Below are 14,959 nucleotides of genomic sequence, written 5' to 3'. Positions count from 1 at the left end.
GGTTGCCGATCCGCTATGCTCCTGCTCCCGGCAATGGGTCCGTCGCTGGAAGACGACAGAAAAGGGGCAAGTCTGTTGTTCCCATGAAAGACCGTCCCTGAAAGCGACCTCCCAGTGTCCCGCCGGGCTTCTTGTTTCCCAGACTACCTGAGTCCCTTTTCTTGATCCGGGAGATCACCCATGATCCGGTCAGCAACTCTGATCCTTGCCGGGCTGGTCGCCACAGTGATGGCCACCACGACCGCCCACGCCGCCGATGATACACCAAACATTTTGGTCATCTTCGGCGACGACATCGGTCAAACCAACGTTTCGGCCTACACCCGCGGTATGGTCGGTTACCAAACGCCCAACATCGACCGCATCGCCAAAGAAGGCATGCTGTTCACCGACTACTACGCCGAGCAAAGCTGCACGGCAGGTCGATCCACCTTCATCACCGGCCAGTGCACCTACCGAACGGGCTTGGCCAAAGTCGGTCTGCCCGGATCGCCGCTGGGTCTTCAGGCCGAAGACGCAACGCTGGCCGAATTGCTGAAGCCACACGGATACGCCACCGGCCAATTCGGAAAGAATCACCTGGGTGACCGCGACGAATTCCTTCCCACCGCCCACGGCTTCGATGAATTCCTTGGCAACCTGTATCACCTGAACGCCGAAGAGGAACCCGAGAACCGCAACTATCCGACCGATCCCGAGTTTCGCAAGAAGTTTGGTCCGCGTGGCGTGATCAAATCCAGCGCCGACGGCAAGATCGAAGACACCGGCCCGCTGACCAAAAAGCGAATGGAGACCGTCGACGAGGAAACCTCCGCCGCCGCCATCGACTTCATCGAACGACAAGTCAAAGCAGACAAGCCATTCTTTTGTTGGTGGAACGCGACCCGGATGCACTTCCGCACCCACGTCAAAGAAGAAAATCGTGACGAGCCCGGTCTGACATCACGAACCGAATACGCCGACGGCATGATCGAACACGATCAACAGGTCGGCCAACTGTTGGACAAGCTGGACGAACTGGGCATCAGCGACAACACGATCGTCTTGTACACGACCGACAACGGACCGCACAAAAACACCTGGCCCGATGCCGGCCTTAGCCCCTTCCGCAATGAGAAGAACAGCAACTGGGAAGGCGCTTTCCGTGTTCCCTGTGTGCTGCGATGGCCCGGCAAGATCGAAGCCGGCAGTGTGTCCAATGAAATCGTCAGCGGAATGGATTGGTTGCCCACCTTCATGGCCGCCGTCGGCGAAGATGACATTAAAGAAAAACTGCTGAAGGGTCACCAAGCCGCCGGCAAAACGTTCAAAGTCCACTTGGACGGTTACAACATCTTGCCCTACCTGACCGGCCAGGAAGAACGATCGCCACGGAAAGACTTCTTCTACTTCAACGACGACGGCCAACTGGTCGCCATGCGTTTTGAAAATTGGAAACTGGTCTTTCTGGAGCAACGCGCACCGGGATTGCTGAAGGTCTGGGCCGAACCGTTCACCCAACTGCGGTTGCCCAAGATGTACGACTTGCGGGCCGACCCGTACGAACAAGCCGACATCACGTCCAACACGTATTACGACTGGTTGATCGACCACGCTTTCTTGCTGGTCCCGGCGCAAGCCTACGCGGGCAAGTTCATCGAGACGTTTGCGGAATTCCCGCCACGCCAAAAACCCGCCAGCTTCAATCTGGAAGAGGTGATGCAAAAGCTGCAAGAAAGCAGCAATCACTGATCCCGCCACAGCGATCCGCTTGATTTCGTCGTATCGCCGCCTTGCCTCGAACGCCCACGCCCATCAACGCGTGACGTCGGCAAGGCGGCGTTTTTCGTTGGCAAGCCACGAATCCCCAAGAACGCCGCTTCGCCCCCCTTTCGCTTGCCCGCCACCAGCGACACAGCTAAATTGTATGACAATAAATCACTCCGGCTGATTCCCACCGCCTCCGCCATCCCAAGGCAACGATCCGATGTCTGTCCTGCGTGCCTGCGCCGTCGTGTTGCTCGCTTGCCTGATGCTCGATTCCCCTCCTATCGTCGCTGCCGACAACGATCAATTGGTTTTGATCGAAACCGAATCTTTCGACGAAGCGGGCGGTTGGGTGGTCGACCAACAGTTCATGGACCAGATGGGATCGCCCTTTATGTTGGCCCACGGACTGGGCGAACCCGTCGCCGATGCGGTGACCGAGGTGACGTTGCCCGCGGCGGGATCGTACCGCGTCTGGGCAAGGACACGTGATTGGGTGGCTCCCTGGAACGCCCCCGGTGCGCCCGGGCGTTTTGAAATTCGGTTCGACCAAAAACCCGTCGACACGGTGTTTGGAACCGAAGGCGCCGCATGGCACTGGCAAGGCGGTGGCCGAGTCCAGCTGAACGATACCGTCGAAGTCCGGCTTCACGATTTGGCGGGGTTCGACGGCCGATGCGACGCGATCCTGTTGTCCGCCGATCTCGATTTTGTGCCACCCGACGACGGCGATGCTTTGCGTCAGTTGCGAAGCCGACTGTTGGGCTGGGATCAAGAACCCGTCGATGCGGGAACCTATGACTTGGTGGTCGTCGGCGGCGGCTTTGCCGGGTCGTGTGCCGCGATCGCCGCGGCGCGTCTGGGCTTGTCGGTTGCTTTGATTCAAGACCGACCGGTGCTGGGTGGCAACGGCAGCAGCGAAGTCCGAGTTTGGCCCGAGGGCGAATCCCGTGTCGAACCCTATCCCGAAGTCGGCCGGGTCGTCGACGAACTGTCGCCCAGCGCCAGCATCAAACTGCATCCCGATCCGAAAGGTCCGTTGGCGTTCGACGACCGCCACAAAACCCAATTGGCGATGGCGGAATCGAACTTGGACTTGTTCCTGCAGCACCGCGTCAATGCCGCCGAACATGACAACAACCACATCGTCAGCGTCACGGCCCAGCACACACGTTCGGGGCAACGAAAACGTTTCACCGCCCGGTGGTTCCTGGATTCCACCGGCGACGGCGTCTTGGGTGCGCTGGTCGGCGCGGACGATGAATACGCCGCCCAAGGTCACATGGGGACGACGAACTTGTGGAGCATTGGTGAAACGACGGCCAATGAACACCAGATTCGCTGCCTGTGCGACGACGACGATCCGCTATCGATCAACTTCGTCGCTTCCAAGGCGGCCCAGCCGTTCCCGCGTTGCCCGTGGGCCGTCGACATGTCGCAGATCGCGTTCCCAGGACGCGACGGCAAAACCGCTTTCGGTGCGCCGGGCATCAACCAACTTGGCAACTGGTTTTGGGAATCGGGATTCAACAAAGACATCATCAAAGACGGCGAATGGATTCGCGACCTGAACCTGCGTGCGATGTTCGGTGCTTGGGACACGCTGAAGAACATCGATGGCAAGTATCCCAACCACCGACTGAAGTGGGCCGCCTTTATCGGAGGCAAGCGGGAATCCCGCCGCTTGATGGGCGACGTGGTTTTAACGGCCAATGACTTTCGCGACAAAACGGTTTTCGACGACGCTGCATTTCCCTGCAGTTGGCACATCGACATCCACTCGCCTCACCCGGAATACTTCGAATCCGACAGCGGTGATGCTTATTTCTCCACGTTCACCCGCGGCAAGGAATTTCGTTACCAAGGCCCGTATTGGGCACCGTATCGATGCTTGTACAGTCGCAACATCGACAACCTGTTCATGGCGGGACGCGACATCAGCGTTTCGCAAACCGGTTTGGGCCCGGTACGGGTGATGCGGACCGGCGGTGTGATGGGCGAAATCGTTGCGATGGCCACATCGATCTGCAAAGCTCACGACTGCACCCCACGCGATGTCTACCAAAGCCATCTGCACGAGCTGAAACAACGCATGACCCAGGGTATCCCCGCCCACGACTGACCCGCGTAAAACACTGATCAAGAGTGCCTCCCGCCTCCGCCTGCTCCCCGCCCACCTGCCCACCTGCCCACCTGCCTACCTGCCTACCTGCCTACCTGCCTACCTGCCCACCTGCCCACCTGCCTACTCGCCCACCTGCCAACCACCATGCCACCCTCACCATCTCGCATCGTCCAACCCGCGATCCTGATCGCAATTCTTGCCGTCACATCCGCCAATGCACAATCAGCCTCGCCGGCCCCGCCGCCCAACCCCACGGAACTTCGCGTCATCTATTCCAGCGGCTTTGAAGACGCCGACTGGCTGAGCGATTGGAACGACGTCGGTCATCGCCAGAACATGCAATGCGTTGATCCGTCGGATCGTTCTGACGTCCCGGCACCGAGTGGCAACGGTCGATCGACAGGCAAAGTCTTACAAGTCACGGTGGCAAAAGACGGCCACTATGGTTGCGCCCCTCAGCTGATGTTTCAGCGGCACCTCGGTTCGCTTCCCGACGAGGTCTACGCCAGCTATGACGTTTGTTTTGCCCACAACTTTTCCGGCTACGGCGGCAAAGCACCGGGGTGGAGCGGCATCGAAAGCGTTGGCTGGGGCGGCAAGCCGTCGGACGGCATCAACGGCTGGTCCGCACGCGGCGGCATTCACACCAATGATGATGGAACGTTGGGGCTGTCGTACTACACGTACCACGCTCGCATGCGTGGCAAGTACGGCGATTCATTTCGCTGGACGGGTCCCGCCGCCGCGATCAAGACCGGACGTTGGTACCACATCGACCAGTACTGCAAGATCAACACGCCGGGCCGGCCCGACGGCGTCTTGCGAGCGTGGGTCGACGGCGAACTCGTCTTGGACCAGACCAATGTTCAAATGCGAAACACCGATCAGTTAGGTCTGAAGTCGTATTGGCTGAATTACTACTACGGCGGTAAAGGCGTCTCATCCCACGACCGTCACGTCTACCTGGACAATCTTTCGTTGATGACGCCGAAACAATAGACGGCCCAGGTCCCCACGAATCCAGCCGGAAATCAGTCTTGCATCTCTGCCATCGCTTCGGCAAACCCCTCGCCGATCTGCAACATGATTTTGGCAGACCCTAGATAGTGGTATTCCGCGTTGGACACACCTTTGGAAAGGTTCTCCCACTCCGCATCGGTGAATGCGTCCTTTCGCAATTGATCGCGCATCGCCGACTCTTCTTCGCGAGTCATCTTCTGTTGTTTCTTCAGCGTGCGAATCTTCTGGCCGATCTGGTTGTCTCGGGTGCGAAGCTCGGCCAATTCCTGATCCCAGTAGTTCTCCGTCAACACCGCGCGAACGTTGCCCTGAAACTCGGGCAACTCGGCAGGCGCAGCCATCGCGTGACGAAAATTCTGATGCACATTTCGGATGCGGTTTTGTTGTGTCGTGTACAGAGCCGTCGGGCCGTTGACGCCCATCACACCGATCACGATCGGTAGCCCCGGAGCGTCAAGATCGTGCCGGACGTCGCGAATGAAGTGGCCCAACAGTTCGCTGTATTTCGCATAGCCACCCGGCTGATCACGATCGGGGTAAGTCCCCGAATCGACCATGTCATTCCACCCTTGAAACCAAACCAGCCCGGCCAATTCATATCCCGCACTGGAGTCAAAATCGGGATAGACACGTCGAATGTCTGAAAGAACGCTTCGCACGTGTTCAATCATCAACCGATAGTACCGGCCGGTGGCCTCTCGTTTCTCAGTACGGATGCTTTCCAGATCTTTGCCCTGTTGTTCGAAACGTTGAATCTGGTGGGGTTGAAAGACGTAGGGGCCTGCACTGGGCGGCCGAAAGTCGGTGTGCAAGCTTTTGCCGCCCCAGGACGTTTTGATCAGCAAAACGGGTTCATCAAGCAACTCATGGATCGTGATTCCAAACATCAACTCCGGACCGATCTTTTGATCATTCGCCCCGAAACCAGTCGTCAGCCGTCCATGCTTTTCACCGGAATTGGACAACGAACTGATCCACACATCATCGATCAGTCGCGGTTGCCCCTGCCCGTCTTGTACCTTCGCAAGCAGCGGTGCGGTCGCCGTATCCATCCGGACGTGCTCCAGCGTTTCAACACTTGCATGCCCCTGCATGTTGGATTGCCCGACCAAAACAAAGACCTTCAATGGCTTTATTTGGTCGGCACGGACCGCATCATGGAAAAACAATCCAGCCATGCACAAACAGGTCACCATGGCGGTCGGAGCGGAAAGAATCGCGTGCATTTTCATTCGCTTGATCAACTTGGCGATGGGTGAAGCGGAACTGACACCATGCTGCTCGACGCTTGCAGCCGAACGAGCCTACAGCGTAGCGACTCCGCACGCGACCAAAGCCTTGCCAACTCGCCAAGCTTTCCACTCCGGTGATTCGACTGTCCCGTGATGCCCGGCGGATACCGCCAATTTCATTGGTCGCGAAACGCTGCTGAACGCCAAATCGCTGACGGCCCGACAGCTCATTGATCACGCCCCACACTTGGCCCGGTTACGATGTAGTCCCGCGTTTTGGCCAACCCCATCGCCGTTCACTTCTGGGCAGCATCCACGATCCCATTCCCGCCATGAGCATCCCCACTTTCCCGCGTCCCAATCGTGTTACCCACTTACGATTGAACTCCCAGCGTTTTCAACACCTGTGGCACATCGCCGCCCTGTTTTGGCTGATCGTCGCGTCGGCGGGCCTGATGACGACCGGCCGCATCGCCGCGTCTGAATCACCCAATGTCGTGGTCATCTTTGCGGACGACTTGGGATATGGGGACGTCAGCTGCTACGGCGCGACCAAAATCAAAACACCGAACATGGATCGATTGGCGGCCGAAGGCATCCGTCTGACCGACGCACATTCCGCTGCTTCACTTTGTTCTCCATCACGCTACGGATTGCTGACCGGTCGATCCCCATGGCGATTGCACAAAAAAGGCAACGGCTATCGGCTGAGTTCCGACCAGATGAACATCGCTGCGTTCTTGAAGGATTCTGGCTACACATCCGCGGCGATCGGCAAATGGCACTTGGGATACAGCAAAGACTGGAACCGCTTGCCCATCACTGGACCACTGGAAGTTGGTTTTGATTACCACTTTGGCGTGCCGTCGAACCACAACGATTCCACGCGGGCGTTCATCGAGAACCACGACTTGGTCGGTCGCAAACCGGGGCAGCCATACCGGATCGTCAAAGGCCAAGACTTTCCCGATGGCTTGGAATCACCCCGTGTCGATGACCAAGTCGACACCACACTGACCCGCAAAGCCATCGACTTCATCCGCCGCAATGCACAACGGCCATTCTTTCTGTACTTCACCCCCTGTGCACCACACACGCACGTGACGCCAGCCGCAAAGTATCGCGGTACCAGCAAAGCCGGATTGTTCGGTGATCACGTCCAGGAATTGGACGCTCATGTCGGCGAGATCTTGGACACGTTGGATGACCTGGGGATTGCCCAAAACACATTGGTGATCTTCACCAGCGATAACGGTTCCACCCCAAAGGATTTCAAGGGCACCCAGAACGTTCACTTGAACTTGGCCGATGACTCGGGCGATGTGCGCCGGAAATTCAAAACCGCTAAGGCCGATGCCAAGAAGATGGGTCACGTGACCAACGGCCCTTGGCGTGACGGCAAAGGCTACTCCTACGAAGGTGGCCACCGGATTCCCTTCATCGCTCGATGGCCGGGAATGATCACGCCGGGAACCACGTCCGACGAAACCATCAACTTGACCGATGTCTTTGCCACGATCGCCGATGTGGTCGATCGAGACCTTCCCGCCGACGCCGCCGAAGATTCCATCAGTGCGTTGCCGCTATTGCTGGGAAAACGACCTGAGATCCCGGGTCGCGAAGCGGTGTTCATTCTGGGCAACGGCAAGGACAGCGCCGTGGCCGTTTGCACGGGCACTTGGAAGCTGATCTATCGCTACGGCAGCGACGAAGACCGTGGTCACGAACTGTATGACTTGTCCAAAGACCCCAGCGAAAGTCACGACGTCACCCGGCAGTATGCGGAAATCGTCGAACGCTTGGCCGACGCCTATCGATCCGCCGAAGCCGCCGGCCATACTCGGCCCTAGCACCACCGCCCGCCATCGTTCCGTACGCGGTGCTCTCTTGAGAACCACTGTTAGATCCGCGAGTCCCATCACAGGGCTCAGCCATCGTTCCGTTTGACACGCACAGCCACATCGTCTTTCCATGAACCGCGACATCGTTGATGAACCATCGACGCATCCATCGTTGTTGGATCGAGCCCGATTGGGTGATGACGAAGGATGGCACACGCTGGTCCAGGTGTATGGCCCGATCGTCTATCGCTGGATTCGACGCTGCGGGGTCCAATCGGCGGATGCGGCCGACGTGATGCAAGACACGTTTCTGTCGGTCGCCAAGGCTCTTCCCAAATTCGATCTGGACCGATCCGGTGCCACGTTTCGTGGTTGGCTATGGACGATCGCACGCAACAAGCTTCGGGATCGACAACGCGCCGATCAACGTTCACCGATCTCGTTGGACGATGCAGACCTGCGATGGTCCGAGCAAGACGATGCCCATCCGCCCAGCGAACTAGCCGACGATATCCAGTCGATCCAAAAACGCTTGCTGCAAGTCCTCCGGCACTCGACCGATCCCAAGACTTGGCAAATGTTTTTGCGTACCGCTGTGGAAGGTTGTGACCCGGCGATCGTGGCGAAAGAAATGTGCGTCAGTCGCTGGACCGTTTACAAAGCTCGCGCCCGTGTGCTGCAGCGGCTGCGAAAAGAATTGGAAGAATTTTCTTGCTGAGGGTGTCCAATCCTGCATCAAACCAGCGTTGCGTGGTTGTCCGATCGCCCTCTCGCACCGAAAGCCTGCCATGATCGCCACCCGAACCGATTGCCCATCCGTGGACGTCCTGAATCGCTTGGTCGATGGAAACTGTTCTCAAGACGAATTTGAATCTGCGGTACAGCACGTCGATCAATGTGAAAACTGTCAATCACAATTGCCGGGTTTGGTTTCGAAAACCAATGGCCTGACCAACCTGGATTCCGAAGAAGATTCCATCTTTGGTGAATCCGCCTGCCAATTCGCCATCGCACGATTGGTGTCGATCAACGTCCAGCGTCCGATGGAAGTTCCAATGGAACATATCGGACCGTATGAAATCCTTGAACACCTGGGCCAAGGTGGCATGGGGATGGTGTGTCTGGCACGCCACAACCGTTTGAAACGACGTTGCGCGATCAAGTTCCTGCCGCCACATCGTGTTACCGAGCCGAGCTGGCTGGATCGATTCGATCGTGAAATGACCACGGTCGCCGCGCTGGAACACCCCGGCATCGTTCGTGCGACCGATGCGGGCACGGATTCCGGTTGGCACTATCTGGTCATGGAATATTTGCAGGGAATGGATGTCGGCCGCGTGGCCCACCGACTGGGAAAGATCCCCATCGCGGATGCTTGCGAGATCGCACGTCAAACCGCCCTCGCCCTGGCCCACGTTCACAACCACGATCTGATCCATCGCGATATCAAGCCGTCGAACTTGATGCTGACCAACGGCGGGACCGTCAAACTTTTGGACCTGGGGTTGGTGCTTGCCGGCGATGATCCGCTTGCCGCCGATGATCGCCTGACGACGGTCGGACATCTGATGGGAACTTTGCCTGCGATGTCGCCGGAACAATTGCTGGACAGTCGAAATGTACAATCGGCTTCGGACATCTATTCGCTGGGTGCAACCCTGTATCGTTTGATCGCGGGTCGCTGGCCGCACTCGGGTGACGCCGGACTGGCTGCCCGAGTGCTGGCGATCACGGGGGAATCAGGACGATCTAAACCTCCGCCACTAAGCGATTTCGATCCGACGGTCGACGCCGAACTGGAACGCTGTGTCAGGCATATGATGCATCGCCAACCGGATCAACGACCGAATGCACCCGAGGTGGCCGAACGATTGGCATCATGGTCGGTCGACGCGGATTTGAAGGCGTTGCTGCGGCGTGCGGAATCGACGCCGGTACCGGACGTTGCGGTCACCCCCACATTTCATCCGGCCACACAACCGGCTTCACCGCCACCGAACAATCCCAGCAATCGGATGCCCTCTTGGTTCGGACCTCTGGGATGGTTCGCTGCAGCCGCGTTACTGGCAACGGTCGTGATTCAAATCAAAACCGATCGTGGTCTCGTCACGCTCACCACCGACGGGAAAGACACCAGCGTCTCGGTCCAGGAAGACGGCACCCTAGAAATCGAATCGGCGCCCCAACCACTCGAACAGAAATCAGTCGCCTCCGCCGATAACCAGACCCATAAGAAAATCTATCTGGGCGAAGACCTTGATCATTGGTTGAATGTCTTTCGTCAGGAACAACAGATCGAACGCATCGGTCAAGCCATGCGCGCGGTCGAATTGCTTTCACGCGACACGCCGAAACGTGCCGAAGCGGCAAGAGTCACGCTGCAAATGGCCAACGAACATGGATCGCTATTGATCGAGGACAATCCCGATCAAACCGGCAACGTGAACCTGATTGGTGGCCTCCCTTCGCCGTCCTCAAGATTCATGGGCTATCTCACCCAAACGTTTCCCCATTACCTTCCATCGCCCGGCCTCGCTGCACTGGAAGAATCGCTGGCCGAAGGAGACGAAAAAGCCAAGATCGCTGCAATTCTGCTCCTCAAGCACTTCGTCACCGGCGTGTATGTCAACACGCGTTACCCGGAACGCCAAGATTCGGCCGCGGCCTACCTCAGTCAACTTGGCGAAACGGACCAGGGAAGACCGCAAGTGGAAGGCCTTTTGCGAGTACTTGGCGAAGCGTCCAACGATCTACAGCCCATCGCTTCGCAAAGCAATCGTCAAAGTCGCGTCTCGTATACGACAATCGACCAAGCCTATGACGCGCGCCACCACGCCTGGGAAACCGCCGTACAAATCACGGGCCAAGCAGGACCACACATCGAACCTCCCACATGGATCGCAGACTATGTGATCGAGCGTTCCGGGGAATCGATCGCCGAATTCCAGCGGCGCAAGCTTGATCCCAAAACGAACACAACGCGTTGGTCCTATGAAAACCCGTTCGGCTTCGGCGGTTTCGGAGGCGGAGGCGGAGGGATGCAAACGCAAACCAGCCTAACCGCTCCCGACTGGCTGATGCCCCGAGAATTGTTTGCCGCCGCAGTCGAACTGCAGCGTGAAGGCAGGTTGGAGATGCCAACGGATTTCATGGCGGAAACCCTGACACATCCCAGTTTCAGTTGGTATTCCAGCGATGGCCTGTCGCTGCAGGATGTGGCAAAGGCGATGAAAGAGATCGACGACAATGCGTACGCCCGGATCGCCTACCATCTGGATCGCCTCTTCCGCGAAGTCGACCACCGATATCAAGACTCCAACAATGCGGAATACGTCCGCACACTGACCTTCCTACAGCCTCGCTTGGAAGAAGGACTGGCCGAAATCTACACGGCACACGTCGACCAACCGAAATCGGCGCAGCAGCGTTTGGAGGACTTGATGCTCGCCATCCCCGAGTTGCAGTCGTTTGGCCAAAACACCAATCCCGACCTTTCGATTTTTGAAAGTATGGTACGGGCTCTGGACGGTCGGGCGGATTGACGCAGATCCATCGGATCGCAGTGGGTTTGTCAGCATGTGAATCGGTCACCGATAGAATGCCAGTGGACGCTTCGCGGCGACCATCGCTGGAACACGTCGCTTCCCACCCGCTCACAAAATTTGACGATAGGAATGTCCGTTTCCCAAACGGATGTCTTGTTGGAATCTTGATCCGAAGTTGCATACCATGAGATCGCTCGCGACCGGCTGTTGCATTCTGTGCCTCTGCCTTGTTTCCAGCCTGGGTCAGGCAATCGAAGTCACCAGCCCGGATGGTCAACTTCGGGCCGAATTCATGTTGGAATCCGGCGCTCCCACATGGACGCTTTTCTATGGCGGGCAACAGCGGTTGGAGTCCGGTCGCTTGGGGCTGAACATTGCCGGTGACGAAATTGGCTCGCTGCAGCAGGTTTCTGCGTCGGTCAACGAACAGGATGAAACGATCAAGACGACTTGGGGGAAATTCGCCCAATATCAAAACCACTATCGCCAATTGAATTGGCTCCTTCGTGAAACATCCGGCGATCACCGTGAAATTCAAATAATCGCGAGGGTTTTCAATAGCGGCATCGGAATACGCTACGCCTTCGGGCGGGGTTGGGAATCGTCCGTCGACATCCAGGACGACCTGACGGAATTTCGATTTGCCGGTGACGACATCGGCTGGGCCTACAACCTCGAACACGATCCGGTCGGGCCTCAAACGTTAAGCAAATTTCATCAAGCGAAAACGTCACTGATCCCGCTGGTCGTGCGATGTACCGATGGCGTGCATCTGTCCGTCGTCGAGGCCGCGATTTACGACCATGCCCCGTTCACCCTGACCGCTTTACCATCGCAGGCACAGAGCTTTCGGGCCCACATGGAACCGTCCAAAATCACCTGTGATACCGCCACGTCCTGGCGTGTCGTACTGGTCGGCCGCAGCGCCGGCGACCTGCTCGTTTCACCCGTTTTGTTTTGCCTCAATCCGCCCTGCAAGATCCCAGATACATCATGGATCAAACCGGGATTGGCGATGTGGGATTGGCGGGCCTGGGGCGCGAAAGTCGACGACGGGTTCACCTACGGACTGGACATGCCCAGTTGGCGGCGATTCATCGACTTCGCATCACGACGTGGCGTGTCGTACCTGGTGCTGGATGCAGGCTGGTACGGATTGGAGTTTCAGAAGGACTCGGATCCAAAAACTAGTCGTAACTACTTGCTGGTTCAGCCCGATCCGGATTCACCACGTTTGGTCCCCAAACCTGCCCCCGCGGATTGGCAGGATCCCATCGACATCCCTGAATTGATTCGATACGCACGCGAAAAGAATGTCGGAATCCTGCTCTATTTCAACGACCTGGCACGTGATCACGGATCGTTTGAAGAAACACTGGCCTTGTATCGTCAATGGGGCGCCGCTGGGATCAAGTACGGATTCATGAAAGGTGGTGGCCAACAAAAGGTTTTGAAAACCCGTCAGATTGTTCAGCTTTGTGCAAAGTATCAGCTGCTGTGCGACTTCCATGACGGCCCCGTGCCCCCGTCGGGTGATCGTCGCACATGGCCGAATTATGTCTCGCGTGAGTTTTGCCATGCCCAATCGGATGCCATGCGTTCATTCACGCCGTCCACGTTTTGCGAACAAGTCTTTGTGAACATGGTTGCCGGCCCCTTGGACATGTGCAACGGCCTATTCGCCTTGAACAATCCGGCACAGGACCGACCCAAGATCTTCGAAAATGTCCCCAGCACCGTGGTGGCCGAAACCGCCAGAACCCTCATTGTTTTCTCGGGACTTTCGTTCTTGCCGGACTGTCCCGAAGCCTATGAATCGAAGGCTGACCTCTTTCAGTTCCTCGGTCAGCTGCCCATGACCTGGGACGAAACACGGATCTTGGACGGCGAAATCGGAGAATACATCTGTTCGGCCCGCCGGTCAGGATCCGACTGGTTCATTGGTTCGGCGACCAACGAAGAATCCCGCACCCTTGAAATCGAGCTCGATTTCTTGGATCCAAACACAAGCTACCAAGTCACCCTGTACGAAGACGCAGACGACGCGCATTACCTGCACCGCCGCGAGGCCTACCAAGTCCGCCAGACCACCGCACACCGCGGCGACGTCCTCCACGCAAAGCTCGCCCCCGGCGGCGGCCACTGCATCCACCTCACCCGCTCTCCCTAAACGGGGTCAGGCCTCTTTTTACTGCTTACCGGAGTGTTCGACGTCCTCGCGGTGGGACATAGGTGGGTACTCCGTGACGAAAACGCATTCACGGTGAACGTTTGCAAGGTGGTCACTTTCAACGTCTTCGCTCGTTCAAACGGAGCGCCTGCCTTGGAAACGATTTGACTACGTCTCGTTTATCTGTACCTTACAGCCTTATGGTTGGGCAGCGGATGGATTCGCTCTCAGGCGTCTCTTGGGTCCACGGGTTAAAGCAATCGTGATGAATCAATTGGAAATCCGCAGCGTTCGCTTGCCTCGATTTGCTTTCGTGGTGCGGTTGCTGTTTGCTTTGTTCCTGTTTGGCACCGGGATCATGACGATCGGCTTCGCCGTGCGGGGCTATCCGGTGGGGGAAACGCCTGACGAAGTCGGCCGGTTTATGATCGCGTTGGAACAAACGGGCTATCTGATTTTTTGGGTGGGTTTGTTCAAAACGGTCTCCGGCGCGTTGATGTTCGTGCCGCGAACGACTCCGCTGGCGGTACTGATGTCGCTGCCCTATGCGTTCAACATCCTGCTGTACGTGACGTTCTTCGCTCATCAGTACCTGGTGATCGGGATCCCCGACTTCGCCGCCTGTGCGGTGCTGATTTATTGCTACTTCGATTGGTACCGGCCGCTGTTTGCCGGCCCGAACAGCGACGCCTTCAGTCCTGCTGTAGTGCACGAGGCAACGAGTCCTGTAGCTGGGGACTCGTAACCTCGTCCACTACCATTCAGGCCACTCGAACGTATGCCGTAACCTACGCCCGTTTCAACTCAGGACTCATCAGGAGGCGAAGATGCACTTTGACAGCGAATCGACGCCGGGATTCGCGATCGGACGGATTGCTTATCTGATGCGAACCCGGATGGCAGCGGTGCTTAGGGAAGCCGATTGGCCATTTACACCGGAAGAGACACAAGCCCTGATCACGCTGTCCGATGTGGGCGAACCGCTGAGCATGAACGATTTGGCGTCTCGAATGGTTCGTGATCCGACGACCGTCAAGCGGCAGTTGGACCGGCTGGTCGATCGCAAGTTCATCAAGCGGAGCGTATCGCCCGAGGACGCTCGGATGGTCATGGTCGGTTTGACTCCTCGTGGCGAAAAGAAACTGCAAACCGTGCTGCCGTTGCTGGACGAACTCCGCAAGAGTGCGTTGCAAGGCATCACCAAGACACAGTTGGCCGAGACACAAAAGGTGCTGCGAAAGATCCAGGCCAATTTGACCCAAGCAGCGAAAGAATGAAAC

The 14,959-nt window shown here is 57.4% G+C and carries 10 protein-coding genes; 9 read left to right on the top strand and 1 reads right to left on the bottom strand.

Annotated features, from left to right (window positions below; genetic code table 11):
• Window positions 1–228: 228 nt before the first annotated feature.
• From Mal65_RS10635 to Mal65_RS10625, 3 genes are all read left to right on the top strand, one after another.
• Window positions 229–1,731, top strand: coding sequence for an arylsulfatase (locus tag Mal65_RS10635; protein ID WP_390621841.1), 1,503 nt, complete (start codon window positions 229–231; stop codon window positions 1,729–1,731).
• A 235-nt stretch (window positions 1,732–1,966) separates the two neighbouring features.
• Window positions 1,967–3,868, top strand: coding sequence for an FAD-dependent oxidoreductase (locus tag Mal65_RS10630; protein WP_145297022.1), 1,902 nt, complete (start codon window positions 1,967–1,969; stop codon window positions 3,866–3,868).
• A gap of 147 nt (window positions 3,869–4,015) precedes the next feature.
• Window positions 4,016–4,870, top strand: coding sequence for a polysaccharide lyase (locus Mal65_RS10625; RefSeq protein WP_165701194.1), 855 nt, complete (start codon window positions 4,016–4,018; stop codon window positions 4,868–4,870).
• A 32-nt stretch (window positions 4,871–4,902) separates the two neighbouring features.
• Here Mal65_RS10625 and Mal65_RS10620 read toward each other — a convergent pair whose 3' ends face one another.
• Complete coding sequence (locus tag Mal65_RS10620) at window positions 4,903–6,123, bottom strand: sialate O-acetylesterase (protein WP_145297018.1); 1,221 nt, start codon at window positions 6,121–6,123, stop codon at window positions 4,903–4,905.
• A gap of 332 nt (window positions 6,124–6,455) precedes the next feature.
• On the opposite strand from Mal65_RS10620, the gene Mal65_RS10615 reads away from it, so the two are divergent.
• The 6 genes from Mal65_RS10615 (at window position 6,456) to Mal65_RS10590 (ending at window position 14,956) form a co-directional block, all read left to right on the top strand.
• Window positions 6,456–7,973 carry a sulfatase family protein gene (locus tag Mal65_RS10615; RefSeq protein ID WP_196784749.1) on the top strand — a complete coding sequence of 506 codons (1,518 nt, stop codon included), beginning with the start codon at window positions 6,456–6,458 and terminating at the stop codon, window positions 7,971–7,973.
• A gap of 121 nt (window positions 7,974–8,094) precedes the next feature.
• On the top strand, window positions 8,095–8,682 hold the full coding sequence (locus Mal65_RS10610) for an RNA polymerase sigma factor (RefSeq protein ID WP_145297015.1): 588 nt from the start codon (window positions 8,095–8,097) through the stop codon (window positions 8,680–8,682).
• A gap of 70 nt (window positions 8,683–8,752) precedes the next feature.
• Entirely contained in the window at window positions 8,753–11,506 is a 2,754-nt protein-coding gene (locus Mal65_RS10605; protein WP_145297012.1) for a serine/threonine protein kinase, read from the top strand.
• Window positions 11,507–11,693: 187 nt separating this feature from the next.
• A complete protein-coding gene (locus Mal65_RS10600; protein WP_145297009.1) occupies window positions 11,694–13,679 on the top strand; it encodes a glycoside hydrolase family 97 protein in 1,986 nt (661 codons plus the stop codon).
• A gap of 265 nt (window positions 13,680–13,944) precedes the next feature.
• On the top strand, window positions 13,945–14,424 hold the full coding sequence (locus Mal65_RS10595; RefSeq protein ID WP_390621962.1) for a hypothetical protein: 480 nt from the start codon (window positions 13,945–13,947) through the stop codon (window positions 14,422–14,424).
• Window positions 14,425–14,506: 82 nt separating this feature from the next.
• Entirely contained in the window at window positions 14,507–14,956 is a 450-nt protein-coding gene (locus Mal65_RS10590) for a MarR family winged helix-turn-helix transcriptional regulator (RefSeq protein ID WP_145297006.1), read from the top strand.
• The last annotated feature ends 3 nt before the right edge of the window (window positions 14,957–14,959 follow it).

It is taken from the genome of Crateriforma conspicua, assembly GCF_007752935.1.
GTDB lineage: Bacteria > Planctomycetota > Planctomycetia > Pirellulales > Pirellulaceae > Crateriforma > Crateriforma conspicua.
Note: the sequence above shows the minus strand (reverse complement) of the source record. Positions and strands in the feature narration are given on the sequence as shown.

Excerpts from the sequence above, each read along its gene's own strand:
- Mal65_RS10600 (WP_145297009.1), top strand. The coding sequence starts at position 11,694 with ATGAGATCGCTCGCGACCGGCTGTTGCATTCTGTGCCTCTGCCTTGTT.
- Mal65_RS10605 (WP_145297012.1), top strand. The coding sequence starts at position 8,753 with ATGATCGCCACCCGAACCGATTGCCCATCCGTGGACGTCCTGAATCGC.
- Mal65_RS10610 (WP_145297015.1), top strand. The coding sequence starts at position 8,095 with ATGAACCGCGACATCGTTGATGAACCATCGACGCATCCATCGTTGTTG.
- Mal65_RS10630 (WP_145297022.1), top strand. The coding sequence starts at position 1,967 with ATGTCTGTCCTGCGTGCCTGCGCCGTCGTGTTGCTCGCTTGCCTGATG.
- Mal65_RS10625 (WP_165701194.1), top strand. The coding sequence starts at position 4,016 with ATGCCACCCTCACCATCTCGCATCGTCCAACCCGCGATCCTGATCGCA.
- Mal65_RS10615 (WP_196784749.1), top strand. The coding sequence starts at position 6,456 with ATGAGCATCCCCACTTTCCCGCGTCCCAATCGTGTTACCCACTTACGA.
- Mal65_RS10620 (WP_145297018.1), bottom strand. The coding sequence starts at position 6,123 with ATGAAAATGCACGCGATTCTTTCCGCTCCGACCGCCATGGTGACCTGT.
- Mal65_RS10590 (WP_145297006.1), top strand. The coding sequence starts at position 14,507 with ATGCACTTTGACAGCGAATCGACGCCGGGATTCGCGATCGGACGGATT.
- Mal65_RS10595 (WP_390621962.1), top strand. The coding sequence starts at position 13,945 with ATGAATCAATTGGAAATCCGCAGCGTTCGCTTGCCTCGATTTGCTTTC.
- Mal65_RS10635 (WP_390621841.1), top strand. The coding sequence starts at position 229 with ATGGCCACCACGACCGCCCACGCCGCCGATGATACACCAAACATTTTG.